This is a genomic window from Micromonospora sp. NPDC047074, assembly GCF_040643815.1.
GTDB lineage: Bacteria > Actinomycetota > Actinomycetes > Mycobacteriales > Micromonosporaceae > Micromonospora.
Map to the genome: position 1 here is coordinate 155,042 of NZ_JBEYVB010000011.1, position 21,801 is coordinate 176,842.

Annotated in this window: 16 protein-coding genes; 13 read left to right on the forward strand and 3 right to left on the reverse strand. The window is 71.1% G+C overall.

The window, feature by feature from the left end; genetic code table 11:
- Window positions 1–56 precede the first annotated feature (56 nt).
- The 3 genes from ABZ809_RS16945 (at window position 57) to ABZ809_RS16955 (ending at window position 5,167) form a co-directional block, all read left to right on the forward strand.
- On the forward strand, window positions 57–1,256 hold the full coding sequence (locus tag ABZ809_RS16945) for an oxygenase MpaB family protein (RefSeq protein ID WP_357563434.1): 1,200 nt from the start codon (window positions 57–59) through the stop codon (window positions 1,254–1,256).
- Window positions 1,257–1,479: 223 nt separating this feature from the next.
- Window positions 1,480–2,193, forward strand: a complete 714-nt coding sequence (locus ABZ809_RS16950) for a molybdopterin cofactor-binding domain-containing protein (protein ID WP_357563435.1) — start codon at window positions 1,480–1,482, stop codon at window positions 2,191–2,193.
- Between the two features lie 106 nt (window positions 2,194–2,299).
- Complete coding sequence (locus ABZ809_RS16955) at window positions 2,300–5,167, forward strand: BTAD domain-containing putative transcriptional regulator (protein ID WP_357563436.1); 2,868 nt, start codon at window positions 2,300–2,302, stop codon at window positions 5,165–5,167.
- A gap of 64 nt (window positions 5,168–5,231) precedes the next feature.
- Here ABZ809_RS16955 and ABZ809_RS16960 read toward each other — a convergent pair whose 3' ends face one another.
- On the reverse strand, window positions 5,232–5,630 hold the full coding sequence (locus ABZ809_RS16960) for a hypothetical protein (RefSeq protein WP_357563437.1): 399 nt from the start codon (window positions 5,628–5,630) through the stop codon (window positions 5,232–5,234).
- Window positions 5,631–5,820: 190 nt separating this feature from the next.
- On the opposite strand from ABZ809_RS16960, the gene ABZ809_RS16965 reads away from it, so the two are divergent.
- From ABZ809_RS16965 to ABZ809_RS16980, 4 genes are read left to right on the forward strand one after another with little or no spacing between them, the layout of a single operon-like run.
- Window positions 5,821–6,543, forward strand: coding sequence for a hypothetical protein (locus tag ABZ809_RS16965; protein ID WP_357563438.1), 723 nt, complete (start codon window positions 5,821–5,823; stop codon window positions 6,541–6,543).
- On the forward strand, window positions 6,540–6,902 hold the full coding sequence (locus tag ABZ809_RS16970; protein ID WP_357563439.1) for a transcriptional regulator: 363 nt from the start codon (window positions 6,540–6,542) through the stop codon (window positions 6,900–6,902). The genes ABZ809_RS16965 and ABZ809_RS16970 overlap by 4 nt, the downstream gene beginning before the upstream one ends.
- Window positions 6,899–8,074, forward strand: a complete 1,176-nt coding sequence (locus ABZ809_RS16975) for an acetylhydrolase (protein WP_357563440.1) — start codon at window positions 6,899–6,901, stop codon at window positions 8,072–8,074. The genes ABZ809_RS16970 and ABZ809_RS16975 overlap by 4 nt, the downstream gene beginning before the upstream one ends.
- A gap of 46 nt (window positions 8,075–8,120) precedes the next feature.
- The gene (locus ABZ809_RS16980; protein WP_357563441.1) at window positions 8,121–8,720 is read left to right on the forward strand and encodes a hypothetical protein; all 600 of its coding nucleotides are present in this window, start codon (window positions 8,121–8,123) and stop codon (window positions 8,718–8,720) included.
- A 90-nt stretch (window positions 8,721–8,810) separates the two neighbouring features.
- Here ABZ809_RS16980 and ABZ809_RS16985 read toward each other — a convergent pair whose 3' ends face one another.
- A complete protein-coding gene (locus tag ABZ809_RS16985) occupies window positions 8,811–11,903 on the reverse strand; it encodes a hypothetical protein (protein WP_357563442.1) in 3,093 nt (1,030 codons plus the stop codon).
- 17 nt (window positions 11,904–11,920) lie between these two features.
- On the reverse strand, window positions 11,921–13,363 hold the full coding sequence (locus ABZ809_RS16990; protein WP_357563443.1) for a hypothetical protein: 1,443 nt from the start codon (window positions 13,361–13,363) through the stop codon (window positions 11,921–11,923).
- 539 nt (window positions 13,364–13,902) lie between these two features.
- Between ABZ809_RS16990 and ABZ809_RS16995 the strand changes: the two genes are divergently transcribed.
- The 6 genes from ABZ809_RS16995 (at window position 13,903) to ABZ809_RS17020 (ending at window position 21,715) form a co-directional block, all read left to right on the forward strand.
- Window positions 13,903–14,682, forward strand: a complete 780-nt coding sequence (locus ABZ809_RS16995) for a peptidoglycan DD-metalloendopeptidase family protein (RefSeq protein WP_357563444.1) — start codon at window positions 13,903–13,905, stop codon at window positions 14,680–14,682.
- A gap of 174 nt (window positions 14,683–14,856) precedes the next feature.
- Complete coding sequence (locus tag ABZ809_RS17000) at window positions 14,857–15,897, forward strand: hypothetical protein (protein ID WP_357563445.1); 1,041 nt, start codon at window positions 14,857–14,859, stop codon at window positions 15,895–15,897.
- A 370-nt stretch (window positions 15,898–16,267) separates the two neighbouring features.
- The gene (locus tag ABZ809_RS17005; protein ID WP_357563446.1) at window positions 16,268–16,642 is read left to right on the forward strand and encodes a hypothetical protein; all 375 of its coding nucleotides are present in this window, start codon (window positions 16,268–16,270) and stop codon (window positions 16,640–16,642) included.
- Window positions 16,639–17,322 (forward strand): hypothetical protein, encoded by a 684-nt coding sequence (locus ABZ809_RS17010; RefSeq protein WP_357563447.1) that lies wholly within the window; start codon window positions 16,639–16,641, stop codon window positions 17,320–17,322. The genes ABZ809_RS17005 and ABZ809_RS17010 overlap by 4 nt, the downstream gene beginning before the upstream one ends.
- Window positions 17,319–20,732 carry a hypothetical protein gene (locus ABZ809_RS17015; RefSeq protein WP_357563448.1) on the forward strand — a complete coding sequence of 1,138 codons (3,414 nt, stop codon included), beginning with the start codon at window positions 17,319–17,321 and terminating at the stop codon, window positions 20,730–20,732. The genes ABZ809_RS17010 and ABZ809_RS17015 overlap by 4 nt, the downstream gene beginning before the upstream one ends.
- Window positions 20,720–21,715, forward strand: coding sequence for a hypothetical protein (locus ABZ809_RS17020; protein ID WP_357563449.1), 996 nt, complete (start codon window positions 20,720–20,722; stop codon window positions 21,713–21,715). The genes ABZ809_RS17015 and ABZ809_RS17020 overlap by 13 nt, the downstream gene beginning before the upstream one ends.
- The last annotated feature ends 86 nt before the right edge of the window (window positions 21,716–21,801 follow it).

Genomic DNA, 21,801 nt, shown 5'->3' on the forward strand with positions numbered 1-21,801 from the left:
TCAGCGGCCTCGACCACGAGGAGAAGTGAAGCGTGGAACCAGTCAGCAGGCGCAGGATGTTGAAGGCCGGTGGGGCGTTGGGCGCGCTCGGCGCGTTGAGCGCCGCCGCGCCGGCGCAGGCCAAGTCGGTGTGGACCTGGTCCCCCGCGGGCTCCGTGGCGGGTGCCGGGGCGGGCGTCGATCCGCGGTGGGTGTGGGATGAGGAGGCCGACCCGCTGGTCGCCTCGCTGCTCGACCGGGGCGACGTGCCCATGGTCAACAAACTGCTTCGAACCTGGACCAGGAACGGTCAACCCCTGCCGGACGGACTGCCGGCAGATCTCCGCCAGTTCATCGAGCGCGCCCGCATGCTGCCGTCGTGGGTCGACCAGGGCAAGCTCGCCACCGCGGTGCGGTTCAACCAGAAGCGGGGGCTCTACCTCGGCGTGCTCTACGGCCTCGCCAGCGGGATGATGAGCACGGTCATTCCGAAGGAGGCTCGCGCCGTCTACTACTCCAAGGGCGGCGCGGACATGAAGGACCGCATCTCCAAGACCGCCAAGCTCGGCTACGACATCGGGACGGCGAACGCCTACCAGCCCGACGGTTCGATGATCGTGACCGCCGTCAAGACCCGGCTGGCGCACGCCGGCGTGCGCCACCTCCTGCCGCAGTCGCCGGACTGGGCGGACGTCGCCCCCGAGGACATCCCGATCAGCCAGCGGGACCTGATGGTCACCTGGCACAGCCTGCCGACCACCGTCATGCGGAAGCTGGACGACTGGAACGTGCCGATCCCTGCCGGCGAGTCGGCTGCCTTCCTCCACCTGTGGCAGGTGGCCGCCCACATGCTGGGCATCAAGGACGAGTACATCCCCGCGTCGTGGAGCGAGGCCAACGCCCAGGCCAGCGAGGTCCTCGACCCGGTGCTGGCACCGACGCCCGAAGGCATCGCGCTGGCGGACATCCTGCTCGGCCTCGGCAAGGAGTTGGACGCCGGCCTCCTGAGCAAGCCCATCCTCGGCTCGTTCACCCGGTTCATGCTCGGCAACCAGATCGCCACCTGGCTCGAGGTTCCCCGGGAGCCGCTCTGGGACACGCTGTTGCGGACGTTCTGGGGGCCGTTCATCGCCGTCCGGGAGGCACTGCTTCCGCTCCCCCTCGCACCGGAGTGCTACTGGCTCTTCGACGAGTTCCTGCGCAAGCTGGCCCTGCTCTTCCTGTCCGAGGGGCAGTCGATCAACATCGAGATCCCGCTCGGCAACCGCGAGTTCTGATCGGGGAGCGTCACAGCCGAGGACGCGGGCCGGTCCCGCGTCCCGGCTCTCACGGGCGCTCCCCCGGCGCAAGGCCACTCAGCTTGCGGCACGGCACGCCGGCCACGTGATTCGGTAAGGAGTTGAGGGCATGACCGAGCTGAACAGGCACCGGGTCCTGCCCGGGGTCGGGGTACAGGAACGCGTCGGCGGTCCGGTCGCGGGCAGCGAGTGAGCCACCACGGTGGAACCCATCCCCCGGCGACGGTTCCTCGGGTACGTGCTGGCCGCCCCGATCCTCGTGACCGCGGCCGAGCTGGTGGCGACCTCCACCGCCGCCCAGCCACCGTCTTCGGACGTGACCAGGTTGCTCGGCCTCAACGACATCATGACCGCAGCGGCACTGCCGGCATCGAGGCTGCTCCCGGTCGAGGTCAGCCAGGACGGGATCGTGTCGTTCACGTTGCCCCGGGCCGCCGTGGAACAGGGCATCACCGCCCCGGCTGCCACGCTGGTCGCCGAGGAACTGTCCATCCCGCGAAGGCGGGTCCATGTCACGCTGACCGATGCCCGGCCGGGAACGATGTTCGACCAGGTCACCGGTGTGCCGAACACCAGCGCCCCGACGTACACCGCCATCCGGGTCGCCGCGGCCGTGGCCCGACTGCGGCTGCTGGAGGCCGCGGCGGCCGCGTTCGGCGTGCCCGTCGCCGACCTGCGGCTGAACGCCGGCCTCGTCACCGACCGCTCCGGCCGGAGCCTCGCCATCGGCGCCCTCGCCACGAGAGCCGCCAGCACGAGCACCGTCGCCGTGGCGGTGGAACTCGCCCCGCGGGAAGGCCGCACGTCGTCGGGCGTCCCACAACCGGGTCGACGCGCGGGAGGCGGTGACCGGGCGTGGGAGGTTCGCCGATGGGCCTCCATGTACACGCCACCCGGCGGGCTCACGATCGGGTAAGGGCAGGACCGCAACAGGGCGCAACCGCCTGGATCGAACGTCTACGCTCATCGAGTCCGTGGATGGGTGGTGCTCGATCTCCAAGGATGGCGGTAAGTCGCGGATCATGACAGTCGCGTTCGGTCTGCTGGGACCGGTCACCCTGCACCTCGACGGTGCCCGCGTCGCCCTGCCGACCGGAAGGCCTCAGCTCCTACTGGCCGCGCTGCTTCTCGGGCGCGGACAGCGGGTCTCCGTCGATCGTCTGCTGGCCGGCCTGTGGGCGGATCCGCCGCCGTCGGCCCAGGTCAACCTGCGAACCTACGCGACGCGTCTGCGGGCCGCACTGGGGCCGTACCGCGCCCGGCTGACCTGGGTGAACGCCGGCTACGCGTTGACCCTCGAACCGGGCGAGTTGGATCTCGACCGGTTCGAGACCGATGTCCGCAACGCGCATGACGCATGGCGCGAGGGGCGCCCTGAGCAGTCTGCCGACCTGCTCACCACCGGTCTCCGGCGGTGGCACGGTGAGGCCGCCGAGGGACTACCCCGGTACGGCATGCTCGGCCGCAGCCTCGACGCACTCGACGAGAGCCGGCGGGTGGCGGTCGAACGGTACGCCGCTGCCTGCGTCGAGGCCCGCCGGTGCGATGCCGCGGTCGCCGCCCTGCGCACGCTGCTGGGTGACCAGCCGGCGCGGGAGTCCGCCTGGGAGGGGCTGCTGCACGCCCTGGTCAGGTCGGATGACCGGGCCGAGGCTCTGGCGGCTCTGTCTGCGGCGGACGTTGCGCTACGCGCGGAGTCCGGCCGGGGAATCGGGCGGGTCCTTCGAGAGTTCGAGCGGGAGTTGCTCGGAGGACCATCGAGCCCGGACCGCCGCACGTCGTCCGCCCCCGGCACCACGCCCTCGACGAAGGCGCCGTCGACCCTCCCGCCTTCCGTCGCACTTGTCGGTCGGGAGAACACGCTGGCCCGGATCGAGGCTGCCCTCGGCTCGACCGGCATGATCGTGCTGCACGGCCCGGCCGGGGTCGGCAAGTCGGCACTCGCCGGAAACATCGCCACCCGGCTCGCTCCGTCGTTTCCAGGTGGCCAGCTGTACCTCGACTTCTACGGCAGCAGTCCCGGTCTGACTCCGATGACGGCCGAGGAGGCGGTGTGCAGCCTGCTCCGTACCCTTGGCGGCGCCATGACCGGCGGTACGCCGAGCGCGGAGGCGGCCGAGTTGCGGGTACGACTCAGTGACCGTCGGGTGCTGGTGGTCCTGGACAACGTGGTCGAGACCGGCCAGGTGCGACGGCTGCTGTCGGTGCTCAGCAACGCCACGGTGATCGTGACGAGCCGGACGCCACTGCCGACCCTGGACATCACGCACATCGCCGTCCGCGAACTCGGCCCCGACGACTCGGTCAGACTGCTCGCCCGGAGCGCGGGCCCGGAGCGCATTTCAAGGTCCCCGCAGGACGCCGAGGAACTCGCGGCGATGTGCGGTCATCTCCCCCTCGCCCTGCGGATCGTCGGTGCCCGTCTCTCGACCCACCCCGAGTGGACCCTCGCCGACATGGTCGCCCGGCTCTCCGACGAACAGCACCGTCTCGACGAGCTGTGCTGCGACGACCTGGCCGTGCGCGCGAGCCTCGCGGTGACCTGTGACGTGCTCACCGAACGGCCTGGTGGGCCCGAGGCGTTGGAGCTGTTCAGCCGCTGGGGCATGGTCTGCCTTCCGACGCTCGGGCGCGAACTGGCCCAGGTGCTGACGGGGGCCACCACCCGTCAGGCGCGTACCCTGCTGGACCGGCTCGCGGATGCCGGGCTCATCGAGGCGTGTGGCGTGGACCGTTACCGTCTGCACGATCTCGTACGGATCTACGCGATGGAGCGCGGCCGTTCCGACCTTGCGGGCCGGGCGGCTGCGACACACGCGACCCGCTGCTACTTTCTCGCCACCGCGCGCCGAGCCAGGGACCAGATCCGGCCCGTGCCCGACCGGCTGCCCGACAGGTTCGTCGAGGCCCACCCCACCGTGACCTTCACCGACCAACGGGGCGCCCTGCGATGGTTGGAGATGGAACGCGAGAACCTCGTCGCCGCAGCGCGGCTGGCGGCGCGTGACGACACGCCCGCAGGGAACGAGTTCGCGGTACGACTGTGCACGGAGCTCTACCCCTTCCTGCCGATGCGCGGCTACTACCGCGACCTGCGTGAGGTGGCAGAGTGCGCGCTGGAGTGCGCCCGGCGCCTGGGCAGCCGACCGGACGAGACGATCTCGTTGACCTACTTCGCGATGGCCCAGTCGCGGCTGGGTGAGACCGACCAGGCGGTGGACAACCTCCACGTCGCGCTCGCCCTGAACGAGGCCGACGGTGACACCCAGGCGGTGGCGGTGACTCTCGATCACCTTGGGCTCCTGCTGGGCGCCGCCGAACGCTTCGAAGAGGCCCACGCGGAATTCCTGCGGGCGCTCGACATGCACCGTCGATGCGACGACCGGCAGCGAATGGGCATCACGCTGAACAACCTGGCCGACATACTGTTGCACCTCGGTCAGCCCGACGCCGCACTCGTGCACCTGCGGGAGAGCCTGCGACTGCGAAAGGAGCTCGGCGACGAGCTCGGCCTCGGCATCACCATCCTGACCATCGGCCAGGCCTACGCGCGCAACAGCCAGCACCGGCAGGCTTACACCTGGCTCGGCAGGGCCCTCACCGCCGCCCGCGCCACCGGCAACCGCGAGGCGGAGTGGCGGGTCCTCACCGTACGGGCGGAGGTCCACCGCGCCACGGGACAACAGCTCGCCGCGCGCGAGGACCTTCACCTCGCGCTCGCCATCTCGGAACAGATCGGTGACGTCACCGGTGCCCACGAGCTACGCCGGGCACTGACCGAACTGGCCATACCGGAGACGCACGGCGGGATCCCCGGTACTGCCGACGATCCGTCCACCCCCCACGGCAGGAAGCCGCAGCGAATCCCACGAGCCGAGGGTCTTGGATAGCTGGGTGGCGTAGACCGCGGCACAGGGGCCCTCGTCTGCCGCCGACGACGCGCGGTCGTTGCTGTTACCGGAACCGAGGCGAAGCGGACGGCACGGGACCCAGTTCGTCGACCAGTGCCTGCAACCGGTCTCGGCAGCGCAGGATGAGGCTGGAGATCTCGTCGAAGGTCGCCGCGCCGACGAGGCCACTCTCGGACCACATCGCGCGTACGGCCGTCCTGCTCTGCACCAGGTACGCCGCGGCAGCCTCCACCAGCCCGACGAACTCGTCACGACGGTCCGGGGAGGTGAGCTGAGCAGAACGTCGTGCCGCACGCAACGGTTCACCGGGTGCGGTGAAGATCGCGGCAAGATCGCCGTCGGACTGATCGGCCCCGATGCCCGCGAGAAGGTATTCCAGCTCGGTCGCCGCCAACGTCAGCCTGCCGACGGCCAAGACCGTCTCGTCGGTGAGTTGCCGCATCGGCCAACCGTAGCGGACTCGGTCCCACTTCGAGCTCACGCACGCTGCGATCGGAGGATCGGACCGGCCGGTCGGCTGCGGGACCTGCTTTCACGGGTCAACTCCCGGGCCGCTGCTGCTGCGGGGCGTCGTGCGGTAGCCGTCGAAGCTAGGGCTAGCGGAAATAGGTTTGCTATGGAAACCTATTGGCATGACCACTTACTCGGTACCCGCCAGCGGTGATCCCCGCCGGCTACTGTCGGACGTGCGCACCCTCGCCCACCGGGTGCGGCTTGACCAGCGGGTGACCTGGGTCGCGCTGCTGGTGCTGGCCGCGGTGACGTTCGCGGCGATCCCGATCGACTGGTACTCCCTCCATGCCGACTGCGGGTCCGCGAGCGCGTGGATCAACAACGTGGACGGCAGCTCCACGTGCCACATCCGGCGGGAGGGCGCGATGTTCTACTGGCCGCCGGCGCTGATGCTGGCGTACACGGCGATCGCCGTGTACGCGGTGCGGGTGACCCGGGCACGGGGGCTGGGCGCCCGGGTGTTGCCGTACGCGCTCACCGGCGTCGCCCTGACCGTCCTGTTCACCGCCGCGTGGCTACTGGTGCGCCTGTACCTGGCCAACCACCCGGCTCCGACGGACCCGTTCCCGGACTGGGTGATGCTGCTGGACCGTCTGGTCGCACCGGCCGGCACGATCGGGGTCGCGCTGCTGGTGCTGGCCCGGCTGGAGCGCAACGTCGCACTGCTGGTGTTCACCCTCGGATACCTGGTGCTGGTGCTGGTGCCGATCAACTTCTTCTGGCGCCCCAATTGGGGATACGCGGGAATCCTGGGAGAGTTCCTGCCGCAGCAAATCGTCAACGGCGTCGTTCTGCTGCTGGGCGCGGTCGGCTTCGCGGTGGCCCGCCGGCGGCACCGGTGACCGCGGAGGCCGAGACCCCGGACCCGCACGAGCCATTCGCCCACCCGGTCACCGGGCTGGACGAGGTAGTGCACCAGCGGGTGCGGCTCGGGATTCTCACCATCGCGCACGAGGCGCGCCGGGTCGAGTTCGGCTACTTGCGCACCCACCTGGAGCTGACCGCCGGGAACCTCTCCAAGCATCTGAGCGTGCTCGAAGCGGCCGGCCTGATCGAGGTCGAGAAGGGCTACGCCGGCCGCCGCGGCCGTACCTGGATCATGCTCACCGCCGCCGGCAACACCGCGCTTGCCGACGAGATCGGGCGGCTGAAGCAGCTCATCGCGCGGGTCGAGACCACCGACCCCCAGGAGGATCGATGACCAGCACACTGACCCGCCGACACCTGCTCGCAGCCGCGCTCGCAACCGGGGTCGCCGTGCCGCTCGGCGACGCCGGCCGCGGCTGGGCGGCGGCCCCGGGTGGCCCGGCACGGCTCACGCTGCCCCCACCCACCGGGCCGCACCGTGTCGGCACCGTGTCCCTGCACCTCGTCGACAGGTCCCGCCCGGATCCGGTCGCCGGCCCCGGGCACTGTCGCGAACTGATGGCCAGCGTCTGGTACCCCGCCGCCCGGGACGCCCGGCGTCATCCGGTAGTGCCATGGATGCCCGCCGCGCCGCTACGTGCGCTGCTCGGGTCCGCCGGGTTCGACGCCGATGCCGCGGCGGCGCCCCTCACGGCCGGCCACGAGGGCGCTCCGGCACTCCGGACACCCGGACGGCTGCCCGTGATCGTGTTCTCCCACGGCAACGACGGTCACCGTGCCGAGGCCACCATCGTGGTCCAGGAACTGGCCAGCCACGGCTACGTCGTGGTCACGGTGGATCACACGTACGACGGGTTCAGCGAGTTCCCCGACGGCCGGCTCACGGTCCCCCTCGACCTGTCGTTCACACCATGGGACTCCACCCACGACATCCGGTTCGTCCTCGACCGCATCGAGGACCTTGCCGCCGGCCGCAACCCCGACGCCGAGCGGCGTCCGCTGCCGGCCGGCCTGGGCGCCGCGCTCGACCTGCGGCGCATCGGCATGTTCGGCTGGTCGAAGGGCGCGACCGCGACCGCTCTCGTCATGAACCAGGACCGGCGTGTGCGGGCCGGACTCGGCTTCGACGGCCCGATGCAGTCGCAGCCACCGGTCACCGACCTCGACCGGCCGTTCATGCTGATGACCGCGGAGTTCACCCGGGCCGCCGAGCCAAGCGTCGAGCGGTTCTGGTCGCACCTGCGCGGATGGCGACTCAACGTGCAGGCCGACGGCGCGGCGCACTCGTCGTACTGCGACCACCAGTGGCTGATCCCGCAACTGGCGAGGATCATCGGGATGAGCGACGAGGACCTCGCCGGCTGGATCGGCACCCTCGACCCGGCCCGGGCGGTGCGGATCCAGCAGGCGTACCCGCTCGCGTTCTTCGACCTGCACCTACGCCACCGAGGACACCTGCTCAACCGCCCGAACCCGGCCTTCCCGGAAGTGCAGTTCATCGTCTGACGCGCTTCAGACAGCTCGACTGACGCCCCCGCAGCAGCCCGGGCCGGTGGCGATCGCGGCCATGGGCTCCTGCGTGGTCTGCTACAACCCGGACATGAGGATGAACCGCCGCCTTGTCCGACCGCTGGTCGCAGGTGCCGCCGCGGTCGCGGTGGCCTCCGGCGGGTGGTGGGCCTACGACACGCTGCGCCCAGGTGAAACGCACTCGGTGCACCCGTCCTACGCGTTCGATGTCAAGGACCAGACGAAGGTGGCCGGGTTCGCCGACCACGTCGTCGTCGGGACGGTGGACCGGGTCGCCGGGGTGCAGCAGCGCGACGGTACGCCGTACACCGTCTACGACGTGACCGTGGACCAGACCCTCAAGGGCGAGCCCGTCAGGACGCTGCGGGTGGTCCAGCTGGGTGGAACCCTCGGCAGGGACACCTGGCGGGTGGAGGGCGCGTCCCTGCTGCGGCCCGGCACGACCTACGTGCTGGCGGCGAAGGCGGAGCAGGGGCGTGGGACGCACCAACTGGTGGGCGGGGCGGACTTCCCGGTCGTCGACCGGACCGGGGCCGGTGCCGGGGGGCCGGACCCGGTAACCGAGTGGCGGGAAAGCGTCGCCCGCCAGCGGTGGCCCGAGGAACTCCCGAAGCCCTCCTGATCATGCTCCTGAGTGAAGACAGTCGGCCGGCCGCCCCGGGACCCGTGCCGGCCGACAAGGGGAGGTGGGAGAGGTGGAAAGGCGCGGGCGTCAGGAGACGGGTGCCCGGATGCAGGCCGGTGGCAGGTCGACGGTTGCCCCCGGTGCCAGGGGCAGCGTGTCGCAGCCGGCCGCGTCGGTCAGCGCCGTGCCGCTGAGGACGGCGTGCCCGGCGCTCGGGTCGAACGCGATGTCCAGGCTGAACCCGCGTACGCCCAGTGCCTCGACGCCGCCGGATCGGTCACCGAGGGAGACCACCGCCGGGAGTCCCCGGTCGGAGCGGACGCCGTTGTTCATCCAGACGGCGTCGATCACGGCCGCCGCGCCGAAGATGCTCGGTCGTTGGCCGGCGGCATGGACGCCACCGGTTTCCGTCCACTCGTACCGTTCGGCGAACATGCCGGTGCTGACCGCGTCGCGCAGGATCGCGTTGCTGAACACCCTGGCCTGCTCGGCCCGACCGTGCGCCAGCAGGCCGTAGATCGTGTAGCTGGTGATGCCGTGCCGGACGTCGATGTTGCTCGCGGCCGGTGCGGTGACCCGGCCGAATCCGGCGAGCGGCAGTGCCGGGTCGTAGCGCTGTTCGAAGTACGCCAGCAACGAGGCCAGGTGCGCGCCGGAGAGGGTGGGCACGGCAAGGGCGCTGGTGGCCGTCACCACCACGCCGCTGACCCGTTTGGTGGTGCGGTTCGGGTAGTAGGCCTGCACCGGGGCGGAAGTGGGGGTGGCCCAGAACCAGGAGAGGAGGTTCGGGTACGTCATGTCGTAGCGACCCTGCCAGTAGGCCACGTCGGCGGCGTTGCCCAGCGCCTGGGCGATCCGCTTGGCGTAGGTGACGTCCACCAGGTATGAGCTGACGAAGCCGATGTCGTACGCCTTGTCGGGATGGTCGGCGGCCTGCGGGATCCACTGCGGGTTCTTCTCCTTGAAGTCGAGCAGCCGACGCAGGTTGGGGTAGACCGACCGCAGCCTGGCCAGGTCACCGGTGACCGCGTAGAGGTTCCACGCGGTCTGCGCCTCCCGGGCCGGCAGGTTCTCCCCGCCCAGCCGGCCGGTGGCGTCGACCAGGCTCAACATCCCGGTGAACGCGTTCCAGGCCGACGCCGGGTCGAGGTACGCCATCGCCTGCATGTTGATCACGCTGTCCCAGCTCGCTATCGCGCGGGCACCGACCGGGCCGTGCGGGTACATCGCGGCCTTGCCGACGGGGTACTGCACGTACGGGTAACCGGTATGCGGCTGAGGCGGCAGAGCGTTGGCGGCGAGGAAGACCCAGGCACGGTAGTACGCCCGGCGGACGGCCGCCGCGTCGACGCCGCCGGAAGGGACGGCCTGCACGTCGAAGCTCGTCGGGTGGGGCACCCGGGCGAGGAGAGCGTCCCACTCCGCCGCCCGCGTGGCCGGGTCCTGCTGCACCGCCGTGGCGGTGGCCGCGCTCAACGCCCGGCTCGCGGCAAGGGCCGGTCCCTCGGCCCGGCTGGCGAACCCGACTCCCAGATCGAGTTGGACCGACGTGCCGATCGGCGCGGAAGCCGGCGCCGACCAGTACCCACGGCTCCAGGTGGCGGCGTAGCCGATGCTGTTGACCGGGCCGTTGTCCAGCACCGCCTCCCGATCGCGGTAGAAGCCGGGTACGCCGACGGTGGCGGGCAGGGCCACCGCGTAGTGGTAGCCGGCGTTGTCGAAGGTCAGCACCCGACGGGTGGCGTCCCACGACGGTGTGCCCTGGAAGGCACCCGAGATCTGGACCGGCTGTCCGGTGGTGCCACCGCTGACCGTCATCGACCTGCCCACCGAGTTGACGTCGTGGAACACGTCCCGGCCCGTGACGTGCATGCCGTCGGCGTACCGGCCGTCGAAGGTCAACTGGTGTGGTGCCCAGGAGGTGGACGCGGTCGTCGCGGCACGCAGCCACGGCCGGGGCCCGCGCCCCGTGACCTTGACGTCGTCGAGCAGGATCCGGCTGTCGTACCCGACGACGAAGATCTTGATGTCGAAGCTCTTGACGCCGTGCCAGCCGGTGACCGCGGACAGGTCGTAGCCGAGTGTGCCGGAACGGGTGGTGGTGGGCTGGACGACGGTGTCCACGTCGGTGCCGCCGTTGACCATGAGCGCCCAGCCGCGACCGCCCATGGGCACGGCGAGCCACAGCATCGGATGCTGGTCGAGGTCCACGGTGATCCGGCGGGTGATGGCACCCCAGTGCGGAGCCCCCGAGCTGTCCGCGCGGGCGCGAATCAGATAGGTCCGACCGGCGACGCGGTCCACCGAGGCGGTGGCGTTGTAGACGACCCAGCCAGGGTCGAGGGTCGCGTCGCCCGGGCCACCGTGGAACCCGTCGGCGTGGGCGAGCGGCACGGTCGACGTGGAGTGCACCCGGACGTGGTCGACCTCGACGGGCTTCTGGAAGCCGCTGGCGAAGATCCGTATGGTCACCGACTTCGTTCCGCGCCAGCCCAGGGTGCGCAGATCGTAGCTGCGGACCCCGCGGACCGTGGTGCCCGGTTGCAGCACCTGGTCGACGCCGCCGCTGTCGGCGACCTTCAGGCCCCAGGTCCCGGCGACGCTCTGCACGCCGATGGTCAGCATCGGATACTGGTCGATGTCGATACTGACCGTCCGGCTGACGTACGCGTAGGCGGTGCCGGTGGCGCCCTTCACCTGGAGTCGCAGCTGGCCGGCGATGGACTGCGCCTGTGCCGGGGCGGACGGCGTCCAGGCGGTGCTCAGGGTGGCGAACGAGTCGTAGAACAACGAGCGCAGCGGCACGGGGGCCGGCCCGGCGGGGCGTTGGTCGACCATGAGCAGCTCGTTGAGCTCCACCGAGGTGGGTGCGGTCGGCGAGGCCGGTGGATGGTCGATGTAGTAGCCGGCGTGCAGTGGTAGCTGGGCCGGGTCGCTCTGCTCCAGCGGCGAGCTGGCGGAGAGCACCTCGTACGGGTTGAGCACGACAGGGCTCCGCGGCATCGTCAACCAGCGGGGTTGGCGCGGGGTGGTCTCCTTCAGGTCGTCCACCCGAGGCGTCGCGGCTGCCGGTCGCGGTCCGGCCGCCGCTGCGGGCGGCGGGTCCACGGCCGGGCCGGCGACCGGCGTCACCGTCGCGAGCAGCGCCGCGGACAGCAGCAGTGGGAAAACTCTGATCATCCAGTCCTCGCTTGCGGTCAGGAGCAGGGGGCGTAGAGCCGGCGGGTGCCGGTACCACCCGCGTAGGCGGCCGGGTCGCTGAACCGGCAGCCGAAGGTGGGGGCGGCCACGGTGTCCGGGGCCGTGACGTCGTCTCCGGCCGGCTTCACGCCGCCCTGGACCCAGTTGACGAGATCGGTGAAGGCGGCGCCCACCTCGGCGGGGCTGAACTCGCAGTGTGCCGAGGTGCGGATCGCCCGCTGGACGAGGACCTGGGCCCGCTTGTTGGCGACGGCCTTCCCGCGGTAGATCTGTTCCATCGAGAACGGCACCTGCAGATCGCCGATGCCGTGCAGGGTGAGCACCGGGACGCTCGGCCGGCCCGCGATCCGCGGCACCTCGGTCAGGCTCGTGTCGGTGCGCTCGGCAAGGTTCTCCGCGGGAACGCGCAAGACCGTGGCGTTGACGTCGACCGGGGCGTTCGGGGTGTACCAGGTGCCGACGTTGGTGGCGAGCTGGCCGGGACGGCGGGCGGGACTGTCGCCGCCGTTGATGGTGGCCAGGCCGAACAGGTGGTCCTTCCAGACCGCGAAGGCCTGGTCGGCGCCGGGGCGGGGGCCGCCGGTCAGGTTGATGGTCACGTCCCGCAACTGCTTGCCGAGGTCGTTGGTGGTGTCCGGACCGCCGGGGCGGAGCCCGGCCAGCCCGGTGGCGACCTGCATCCGGGGTACGGCGTTGGTGAGGTAGTCAGCCGGAATCGGGTACGCCGGTACGCCGGCCAGCGACTGCGCTACGAGGTTGAAGTCCAGATACCCGTCGAGCAGCGCGTGGTCACCGAGCACTCCGCACAGCGGCAGGGCGCCGTCATAGAGGTCGCGGTACTCCTCCAGGGAGCGACCGATGACGTACCCGCCCATCGACTCGCCGGCGATGTACGTCCTGCCGGGGGTGACGACGCTGGTCCGGAACAGTGTGGCCAGGTCCTTGGTGCTGACGACGCCGGCGCGGACGTCGAACCCGTTGGCGTAGTAGGACGAGGAGGCCCACCCCTGGCCCTGGTTCAGGATCTGCTCCCGCAGGCCGAACTTCGGTACCTCGGTGGTCAGGACGTGATCCTGGCCCCGGTACCCGTGCGCCCACATGACGAGGTCGCCGTTCCAGTCCGGTGGCAGCTCGACGATGAATCCGGCGTGCTGGTAGGTGCCCTGCATGACCAGAGTGGGCTCGCCATCGACGACGGCGGGCGTCAACGGAGGATTGGAGATGCTGTAGCCGGGCAGGGGCTGGTCACCGGGGACTTCCGCCGAGCTTCCGGCCCCGCCGATCGGTGCTGCCAGGGCGGCCGCCAGGCGCTTCACGGCCGACTCGGCAGATGTCTCGGCCGCGGCCTGTGCCGGGCCGACGCTGATGCCCACGGTCATGACCAGTGCCGCGCCAGCGGCGAGCAGTCTCGTGTACCGGTGCGTTCTGCGCGTCTTCACTGATGGGTTCCCTTGTCGGTTTCGCGTTGTCGATGCGGCTAAGAGTGGTGCGTCGAGGATGCAGACCGGCGCCGTGCCCGCACCGCGGATCAGGTGGGGCCACTGCTGAAAAAATCTGTGAGAACGCAGGGCACGGCCACGGCCACACCATTGACACGAACATCGCCCAGCATCGAAGGGATCGAATGTATATAGCCTTCAGCGGGCAGCGCAAGTGTGGCAGCCATCTTCAGAATTCGGAAGAGGCGGACCCACTTCGTCGCCCGAGAGGACGCATCCTTCGACCCCGCGAACGGGCGAACCCATCAGCGGGAAACAGCAAAATACCTGCCCAATGCGCCGGCAGAGCTGCAATCGTGCCGCCGTCGACGACACCGTGAACTCAATGGCCCGGGCATAAGCGATGCGAGCGCCCAGCACATTACGAGTACATTCCGCGCCCATCTTCGATAGCTGCCTTGACTCGTATAACACGCCCGCCGATAGTCCAAACGGTCACGCTCGTCGCCGCCAATCCCGCATCGTTCGAAGGACGTCACATGAAGGCACGCTCACTACGCCTGCTCGCGGTCGCGCTTCTCACCACACTCGGTGGGCTCGTCGCCCCGAGCACACCCGCACTCGCGGCACCCACATTCAAGGTGCCGTTCCCCTGCGGCCAGGCCTGGACCGGACAGACCCGCACCGGCCACAGCCCCGCCTACGCGGTCGACTTCAACCGCACCGACGACCTCGGCGACCCGGTCGTCGCCAGCGCACCCGGCACCGTCGACGTCGTCACCAACCTCGGCGACACCAGCTACGGCCGATACGTCCGCATCAACCACGGCGGCGGCTACACCACCTACTACGCCCACCTCAACGCGTTCAACGTCTCCGTCGGACAGACAGTCGGATACGGACAGGTCATCGGCAGCGTCGGCAACACGGGCAACTCCTCCGGCGCCCACCTGCACTACGAGCAGCGCCTCAACGGCAACGACATCCAGGTCCGCTTCAACGGCACCCTCGCCCTCTACTGGGGCACCCGCACCTACACCAGCGACAACGGCTGCTCCGCCGGCACCGCCACCGGCACCGTCAACACCGCCGGCTCACCGCTGACCGTCCGCTCCGGACCCGGCACCGGCCACACCGCGGTCGGCACCGTCGCCGACGGCACCACGGTCACCATTTCCTGCCAGACCACCGGCACCACCGTCACCGGCACGTACGGCACCAGCAGCATCTGGGACCGGATCGGCACCGGCCGATTCGTCTCCGACGCCTACGTCTACACCGGCCACGACGGCTTCATCCCCGGCGTACCACGCTGCTGACCACCCGCCACAACACCAGGTAGTGCGGTGTTTCCGCAGGCACGCACGACTTGCGGGGTGCTCTCGACCCGTGGGTGAGCGGCCTGTCTCACCTCCATGGTCGATCCCGCCACGTCAGCGATGAGGACAGCGCCCCCGATCCCGGGGAGCGCCCACGAAAGGAGCATTTCGAGGATGTTCACCACCCGACGGGCCCAGGCCCGCCGACGGCTGTCAGCGGCGGCCGTCGCCTTGCTGGCCGCCGTCACCGGCGCCGTGGTCAACGCCACCCCCGCCGCGGCGTCGGCGGTCAACAACAACGCCAACTTCCTCCAGGTCTACGTCAACAACGTGGAGAACCTGCTGACCGCGGGCGAGTCCTGTGCCGGCGACTGGCAGGATCTCATCTACTACATGAAGCGCCAGGACTACAGCCCCGACCTCTTCCTGGTCCAGCAGATCGATCCGCAGGGCGAGCTGCCCGCCCTGTTGAACAAGATGAACACCGAACTCGCTGGCGTGTACAAGGCGGTGGTGGCGCAGACCCACCCCGTCTTCGACGACACCCCGTGCGGGGCGGAGAAGGGCTACCAGAGCAACGCGATCATCTATCGCGAGGGCCGGTTCGACCTGGTCGGCGCCAAGTCGGCCTGGCAGTCCTACCAGCCTGGCTCCGCCAACTGCGCCGGCTGGGCGAAGCTGTCCCGTTCCATCAACGTGGCCCAGCGCCTGCGTGACCAGGTCTCCGGCAAGGAGATCGCGGTGGGCTCCATCCACTGGCCGTGGCACAACCTGGACGTCAGCCCCTCCTCGTGCCCGAACCAGAACGCGGCCCTGACCGCCAACAAGATGGCCGCGTTCACCGGTGCGCAGCTCTACATCGCCGGCGGCGACTTCAACCAGAAGGACCGCTCCGGCGGAGCGTGGCGCGGTTGGTACACCACGATGCACGGCACCTACGGCTACACCGACGCCGGTTTCGACGACTGCGAGGAGCCGGAGCAGCCGGGCAGCATCTTCGACTGCACCCTGAGCAAGCACTGGACCCATGGCGGCGGTGCGGCCCGGATCGACTACCTGTTCGCCAAGCGGCCCACCGGCCAGGCCAACATGGGCTACGAGCACACCGTCGAGTACAACGAGGGTGACGCCGCCGACGACCACTACACCGGCACCGACAACCCCGACCTGCACTACTCCTCCCACCGCGCGATTCGGGCCCGGATCTACTACTGACGTCCCGGTCGGTCACGCGCCACCGGACCACCGTCCCGGCCCGCCGCCCGGCGGGCCGGGACGCCCCACGTCAGGCGTGGCGGCGGGCGACACGGAAACGAGGGGCGGTTCGGCAGCACGGCCCGAGCCGTCGGAGCAAGGGGCCACGGAAGTGGCAAGCGCGGTGACGCGCGGAGGCTGAGCCGTCGACCCACGCAGGCCACTGCCAACGCGAGGGCGTGGAGATGCTGCGCGATTGTCGGATCGCCGTCTTTCGTCGACCACGGCGCCGGCGGAGCCTTCTTTCCCCTATTAGATTCGCTATCGTCGATCGAATCATGGTTGTCCCGCGACTGGCCGGCCCGGAGATCTGGATGGGGGCGAGAAGTCGATGCTGACCTGGTTCGAGGCCGCGGCCTGCGGGGCCGTCGGAGGTCTCGTCACGGAGGCGATCGTGACCTTCGGCCGGCTGCGGGCCTGGCAACAGGCGAGGCATGCAGCCCGGGTGGCAGGCTCGCCATTGCCGGGCATCACCACCTACGTGGATCCGCCCGCCGATGCGCTCGCGGCAGCGTTCCGTACCGCCTTGGGCGTGGCCGCCGGCTGGCTGCTCCACGACCAGATCACCGGCCTGTACGCCGCCGTCCTCGTCGGCGCCTCGGCACCGGCGCTCCTGGCGCAGGTGGGCCGGGCGAACACGGCGGAGGTGGTGCAGGCTGGCGGCGAGCCGGCCGTGGGTACGCGGGGCGAGGAGGGCGTGCCGTGACCGGCGTGGGCTCTGTCGTCCGCCGCTCGTGGCGGTCCTTCGTCAGCCAGCCGCCTCCCCGGCCGGCACCCGCTGGCCGGGGACGCGAGGGCTACCGCCTGTGGCAGCGCGTGTGGGCTTCGATCATCAACCGCCAGTTGCCCCGGTTGGCGGCGACCACGGTCGCGCCGCCGCGCGTCCCGCCCGCTGTCCGTCGTCCCGTCGCGGGCTGGTTCGGACTACCCGTCGTCCCCACGTCGGGCGCGCTGACCGCCGCCGGGGACGACAGGCTCGTACTGGAAGCCTCGTCACCGGACGGTGGGACGCTGTTCCTGGTCCGCGGCGCGGCGGCTGACTACCAGCTCGAGGTGACGCTACTCGGTGGCGGCGACCCGGGCCCGCTGGCGGCGAGCGTGCGCTACGCGGCCGTGGACGGCACGGAGTGGGAAATCGTCGTGCCGATGCCCAGTGGGAGGGTCGGGCCGCCGGCCGGTTACGTCACGCTCCCCGGGTTCGGTCCCGGCTCGACATGGGCGGCTCGTGGCCCCGAACCCGTCACCGCCGACCCCGGCTGGTCGGACGCGACCGTCACCCTGTCGGTACGGGCGGCGCTCAACGACGCGACCCGGCAGGCGTGGCGACGGATCGGAGCCACCCTCGGCGGGCGTCTCGGCGGCCTGATCGACGAGGCGCTCCGGTGAGCGGCGGCGACGCGGCAGCGACGCGCGCACAGGTCGAGGCACTGCTGGCCGGCTCGACAAGCCCGCAGGCCGCCGTCCGTGAGCTGCTCGGCGAGCGCCGGCTGTGGTGGCGAGCGTGCGGGGAGGCGGTGCGCGTCGATCCCGGGTGGCTCGCCGGCGAGCGGAGCGCGGAGCTGCGGGAATGGATCGAGGCTACCGTGCCGGACTCGACGGCCAGGCGGTCGGCGGTCGAGCTTCCGTTCCTGTTGGGCCAGGCGCTGTCGGCGCCCGAGGGGCTGGTCGGGGATCACCACGAAGTGCTGCGGACGCTCCGTGGCACATGGGAGCACAGCGGACTGTTGTCGGCGAGGTCCTCGCCGGGGGACGCACGTCCGTCCGGGCGCGACACCGGCCGCCTGACTCCGACCGCGGCATCGGGGCTGGCCGCGCTCGTCGAGTGGCTGCGGGTCACCCGGGGGGACGCCGAGCCGACGCCGGCCGACAACATGATGGTGATCGCAGCCCTGCTGCTCGTCGGCGCCGAGCCGCGGCGGCGGCCGGTCGTGACGATGCCAGTGGTGTTCGGCGGCTCCACCGGCACGGGAGACCAGGGCGAGGCGGGCGTCACCGGCATCCTCGAACTGAGCGAGTTCCCGGCCGGCCCGCCCGGGGTGTACCCGGATCCCCGGGCGATGGCCGACGTGCGCAGCCCGAACACGCAGTTCGCCTCGTCGGTCGGGCACGCGTGGAGCGTGGCCGGGCCCGGGCGGGAAGGCCGGTGCGTGCTGTGGCGCATCGTGCTGACCGACCGCGCTCCCGCGCTGCTGCGCATCGAGGGCCCGTCTCTCGGCGCAGCCTTCGCCCTGGGCCTGCGCGAGCTGCTGCGACACCCGCGGTCCCGCCGCCCCAGCGTCGCGGGCGTTCGGGCGCTGTTCTCCGGGCCCCGGCCCCGGACGGCCGTGACCGGCGCGCTGGACGGCGGCGAGCGACTGCTCAAGGTCAGTGACATGGAGGCCAAGCTCCGGTCCGCGCGGCGCAGTGGCCTTCGGCTCGTCGCCCCGGCCGCGAACCGGATCGATCTGGCCAACGCACCCGAGCCCGACGACGTACGCTTCGCGGCAACGCTCGGGCAGGCCCGCCGATACGTGCGCCGCTACCGGGCCGTCCGGCTGGCGACAGCGCTGTCCCTGCTGCTCGCGGCGACCACCTCGGGGCTGGTGGTCCAGCACCAGAACGCCACGGCCCGGCAGCGCCTGATAACCGCACACCGCCTCGCCGAGGTGGCGCAGAGCTTGCTGACCAGCGACGTCGGCCTCGCAGAGCTGTTTGCCGTCCAGGCACACCGGCAGCACGACGACGCGTTGACGCGCCGGGTGCTCTTCGAGGCCGTACGGGCGAGTCCGCACCTGGCCAGCCGGGTCGACGCGGGCGGGCCGGTGACCGCCGTGGGGAGTTCCGGATCAGCGAACCTGGTGCTGGCGGGCACCGGCGGGGGTGAGATCCGGCAGTGGGAGCTCGCCAGGCTGCGGCCCGGCCCGGGTCGTACCCTCGGCCGGCTGCCCGGCCCGGTGACGGCTGTCGCCTCCGACGCCTGGGGCCACACGGTCGCGGCGATCGACGACCGCTCGGCCATGGTGTGGCGGGAAGGCCTGCCCGCGGCCGCGCCGACCCTGCCCGCCGACTCCACGCCGACCGCCGTGGGGGTGTCACCGGACGGCCGTTTCGTGGCCGTGACGACGAGAGGTTCCGCGTTCGAGGCCCCGCCGACGCTGCGGGTGCTGGACCGGGACACCGGCGACACCCGGGGACTCGATCTACCGGACATGTTCTCACCACTCGACAGCGTGGCGTTCTCGTCCAGCACCGAGGTCGTACTCCTGAACGGCGGCTACAGCAACTGGGTCCGGGTCCGGCCCGAGTCGATGACCCGGGCGGCCGGAGGCGGAATCGGCCTACGCAACGACAACAAGGGCTGGGCCATCTCGCCGGACGGCAGCCACTACACGTACAGCGACAAGGGTTCGCCGCTGCCGGTGTGGCGTACCACGGGTGAGCCGGATCCGGACAAGCCGGCCCGGCAGGCGCAGGTCCCCGAGGGGTTGCCGGCGGCAGTGGCGCTCAGCAGCGATGCACGGGCGGCGGCCGTCGCGATCGGCAGTACCCTGCACGTGTCCCGGACCGCACAGACCACTCAGACGCTGGCCGAGCCCGTGTCGTTGCCAGGGGCGGGCAAGGTCTCGCCCGGAGGCCTGGCATTCCTCGGGCACGGCGAATACGACCTCGTCTCCGCCTCGGGCTCGGTGCTGACGATGTGGGACCTGCGGCAGTATTCCCGGGTCGCGACCGCGCGACTCGCGGCCATTCCCCGCTCGTGCAACGCGTGCCCAGAGCCCTCGGTCTCGGTCTCGCCCGACGGCCGGGCCGCAGCCGTGGTCAGCGGCAACGGTGACACGATCGTCGTCCAGGATTTGGCCGGCACCGCGCCCGGCCGGGTGGCCCGGCCGCAGGACGAGCGGCTCGGTGCCGCGATGTGGCGACCGGACAGCTCCGGGGTCGTGGTCGGCCTGCCCGACGGGAGCGCCCGGCTTTTCACCCCCGACGGCGAGGAGGACCTCAGGGCCACCGACTTCTGGGGTCCGCTACCAGATCCGTTGGAACTGCCCGACTCGGTGGAACTGCTGCAGCCCCTGCCGGATGGACGGCAGGTGGCCGAACTCGACAAATCCGGCACCGTCCTGATCAGGGATGCCACCACCGGCAACGTGTTCCGGACGGTGCCCGGACCGGAGGACAGAGCGCCGACAATCAGGGGATCGGGGTACCTGCCCGGTAGCTGGCGGGCGGTCGACCAACAGGCCGCGCATGCCGCCATCATCAACTACAACCTCGAAGACGACACCACGACGGTGGTGGTGACCACCGTGGCGACCGGCCGCACCCGCGTTCTCGCCGGAGATGACGCCGCCGGCATCGCCTACGCCGGTGACCGGCTCCTCATCCAGCGCGACGAAGGCGAACTGGAGATCTGGGCCGCCGACGGCAGCCGCCGGGTCGGCCAGCTCAAGGGCACGCCCGGCACGGCCGTCGGCCCCGCCGTCGGCGACGGCCTCCTGGCGCAGAGGCCGGGTGCCGACGACAGCGTACGGATCATCGAGTACCCGTCCGGCGATGTCCTCGCGACCCTGCCCCTGGCTGCCAACTCGAAAGCCTTTTCCACAGGGCTGGCCTTCTCCGCAGACGGCCGGACGCTTGTCACCGCCACCGAGGGCCACCAATCGGTCAACGGTTGGGGAGTCCTCGTCGCCTGGCAACTCGACCCGGCCGCCTGGGTCCGCGCCGCCTGCGCGTCGGCCGGCGCCGACCTCACGGCGCAGCAGTGGCGGCAGTACCTGGACACCGAGCCGCCCGCGGACCTCCGGTGCGCGATGTGACCGGCCGGTGGCGCACGGCCGTGCTGTGCGTCGCGCTCGTGGCCACCGCGTGCCAGCAGGCCCCGCGCCCGACGCCCGCACCAAGTGCCGCCGTCGACGTCGTCAAGCTTCCCGGCAACGCGGGCCCCACAGCCATGACCCTCACCGCGGACGGCACCCTGTGGGTCGCCGAACCCCGGATCGGCGCTCTCGCCGAGGTCGACCCCACCGGGCGGGTCACCCAGCACCGCGTGCCCGGCCGTACGGTTGAGCCCGATGCCGTCCTGGCGGCCCCGGACGGGCGGATCTGGTACACCGCCAACGGGCGGCTGGGCTGGATCGACCGGGCACGGGGCTTCGTGACGTGGGACGGCGGTGAGGGGCCTCGTCGCGGTCGGATCACCGGGCTTGCGGTCGGGCCGGACGGGGCGATCTGGTTCACCTCCCACAGCCCCACTCGCACCGTCCAACGCGCGCACCCGACCCAGGGGATCCGCGTCGTGACGTCGCTGTCCGGCACGGCGCACCGGTTCCCGGAGCACGGCCTGGCGACCGGCCCCGACCGCGCCGTGTGGTTCACCCTGCAGGGCGATCGGGACACCGACCCTGACGGTATCGGCCGGGTCGGGCATGACGGCCGACACGCATCGTGGCCGCTGCCTGCGAGGGCGAATCCGAACCGGATCGTCGCCGGCCCGGACGGCGCGCTGTGGTTCACCGAGCGGCACGGCATCGGCCGGATCACCGTCGGCGGTGTCGTCTCACACGTGCCGGTGCCGGTGCCGACCACGGAGCACATCCGCGACATCGTCTCCGGCCCGGACGACGCGCTGTGGTTCGTCACCGACACCCAGGTGGGGCGCCTCCGGCCGACCGGGACGCCCGAGTTGTGGCCGGTCCCCGGCGCGAAGAGGCTCAGCGCGGTCGTCGCGGCACCAGACGGCTCGCTGCGGCTCGCCGACGCCCGGACCAACCGGGTGCTGCGCTTCCCACCGCCCTCGTGACGACCCGACCGCGACCGTCACCAAACCGTCGATACGCGGTCCAGGTGTGGTGATCGTACGGAAACTACGTGTCCTGCACGCATGAA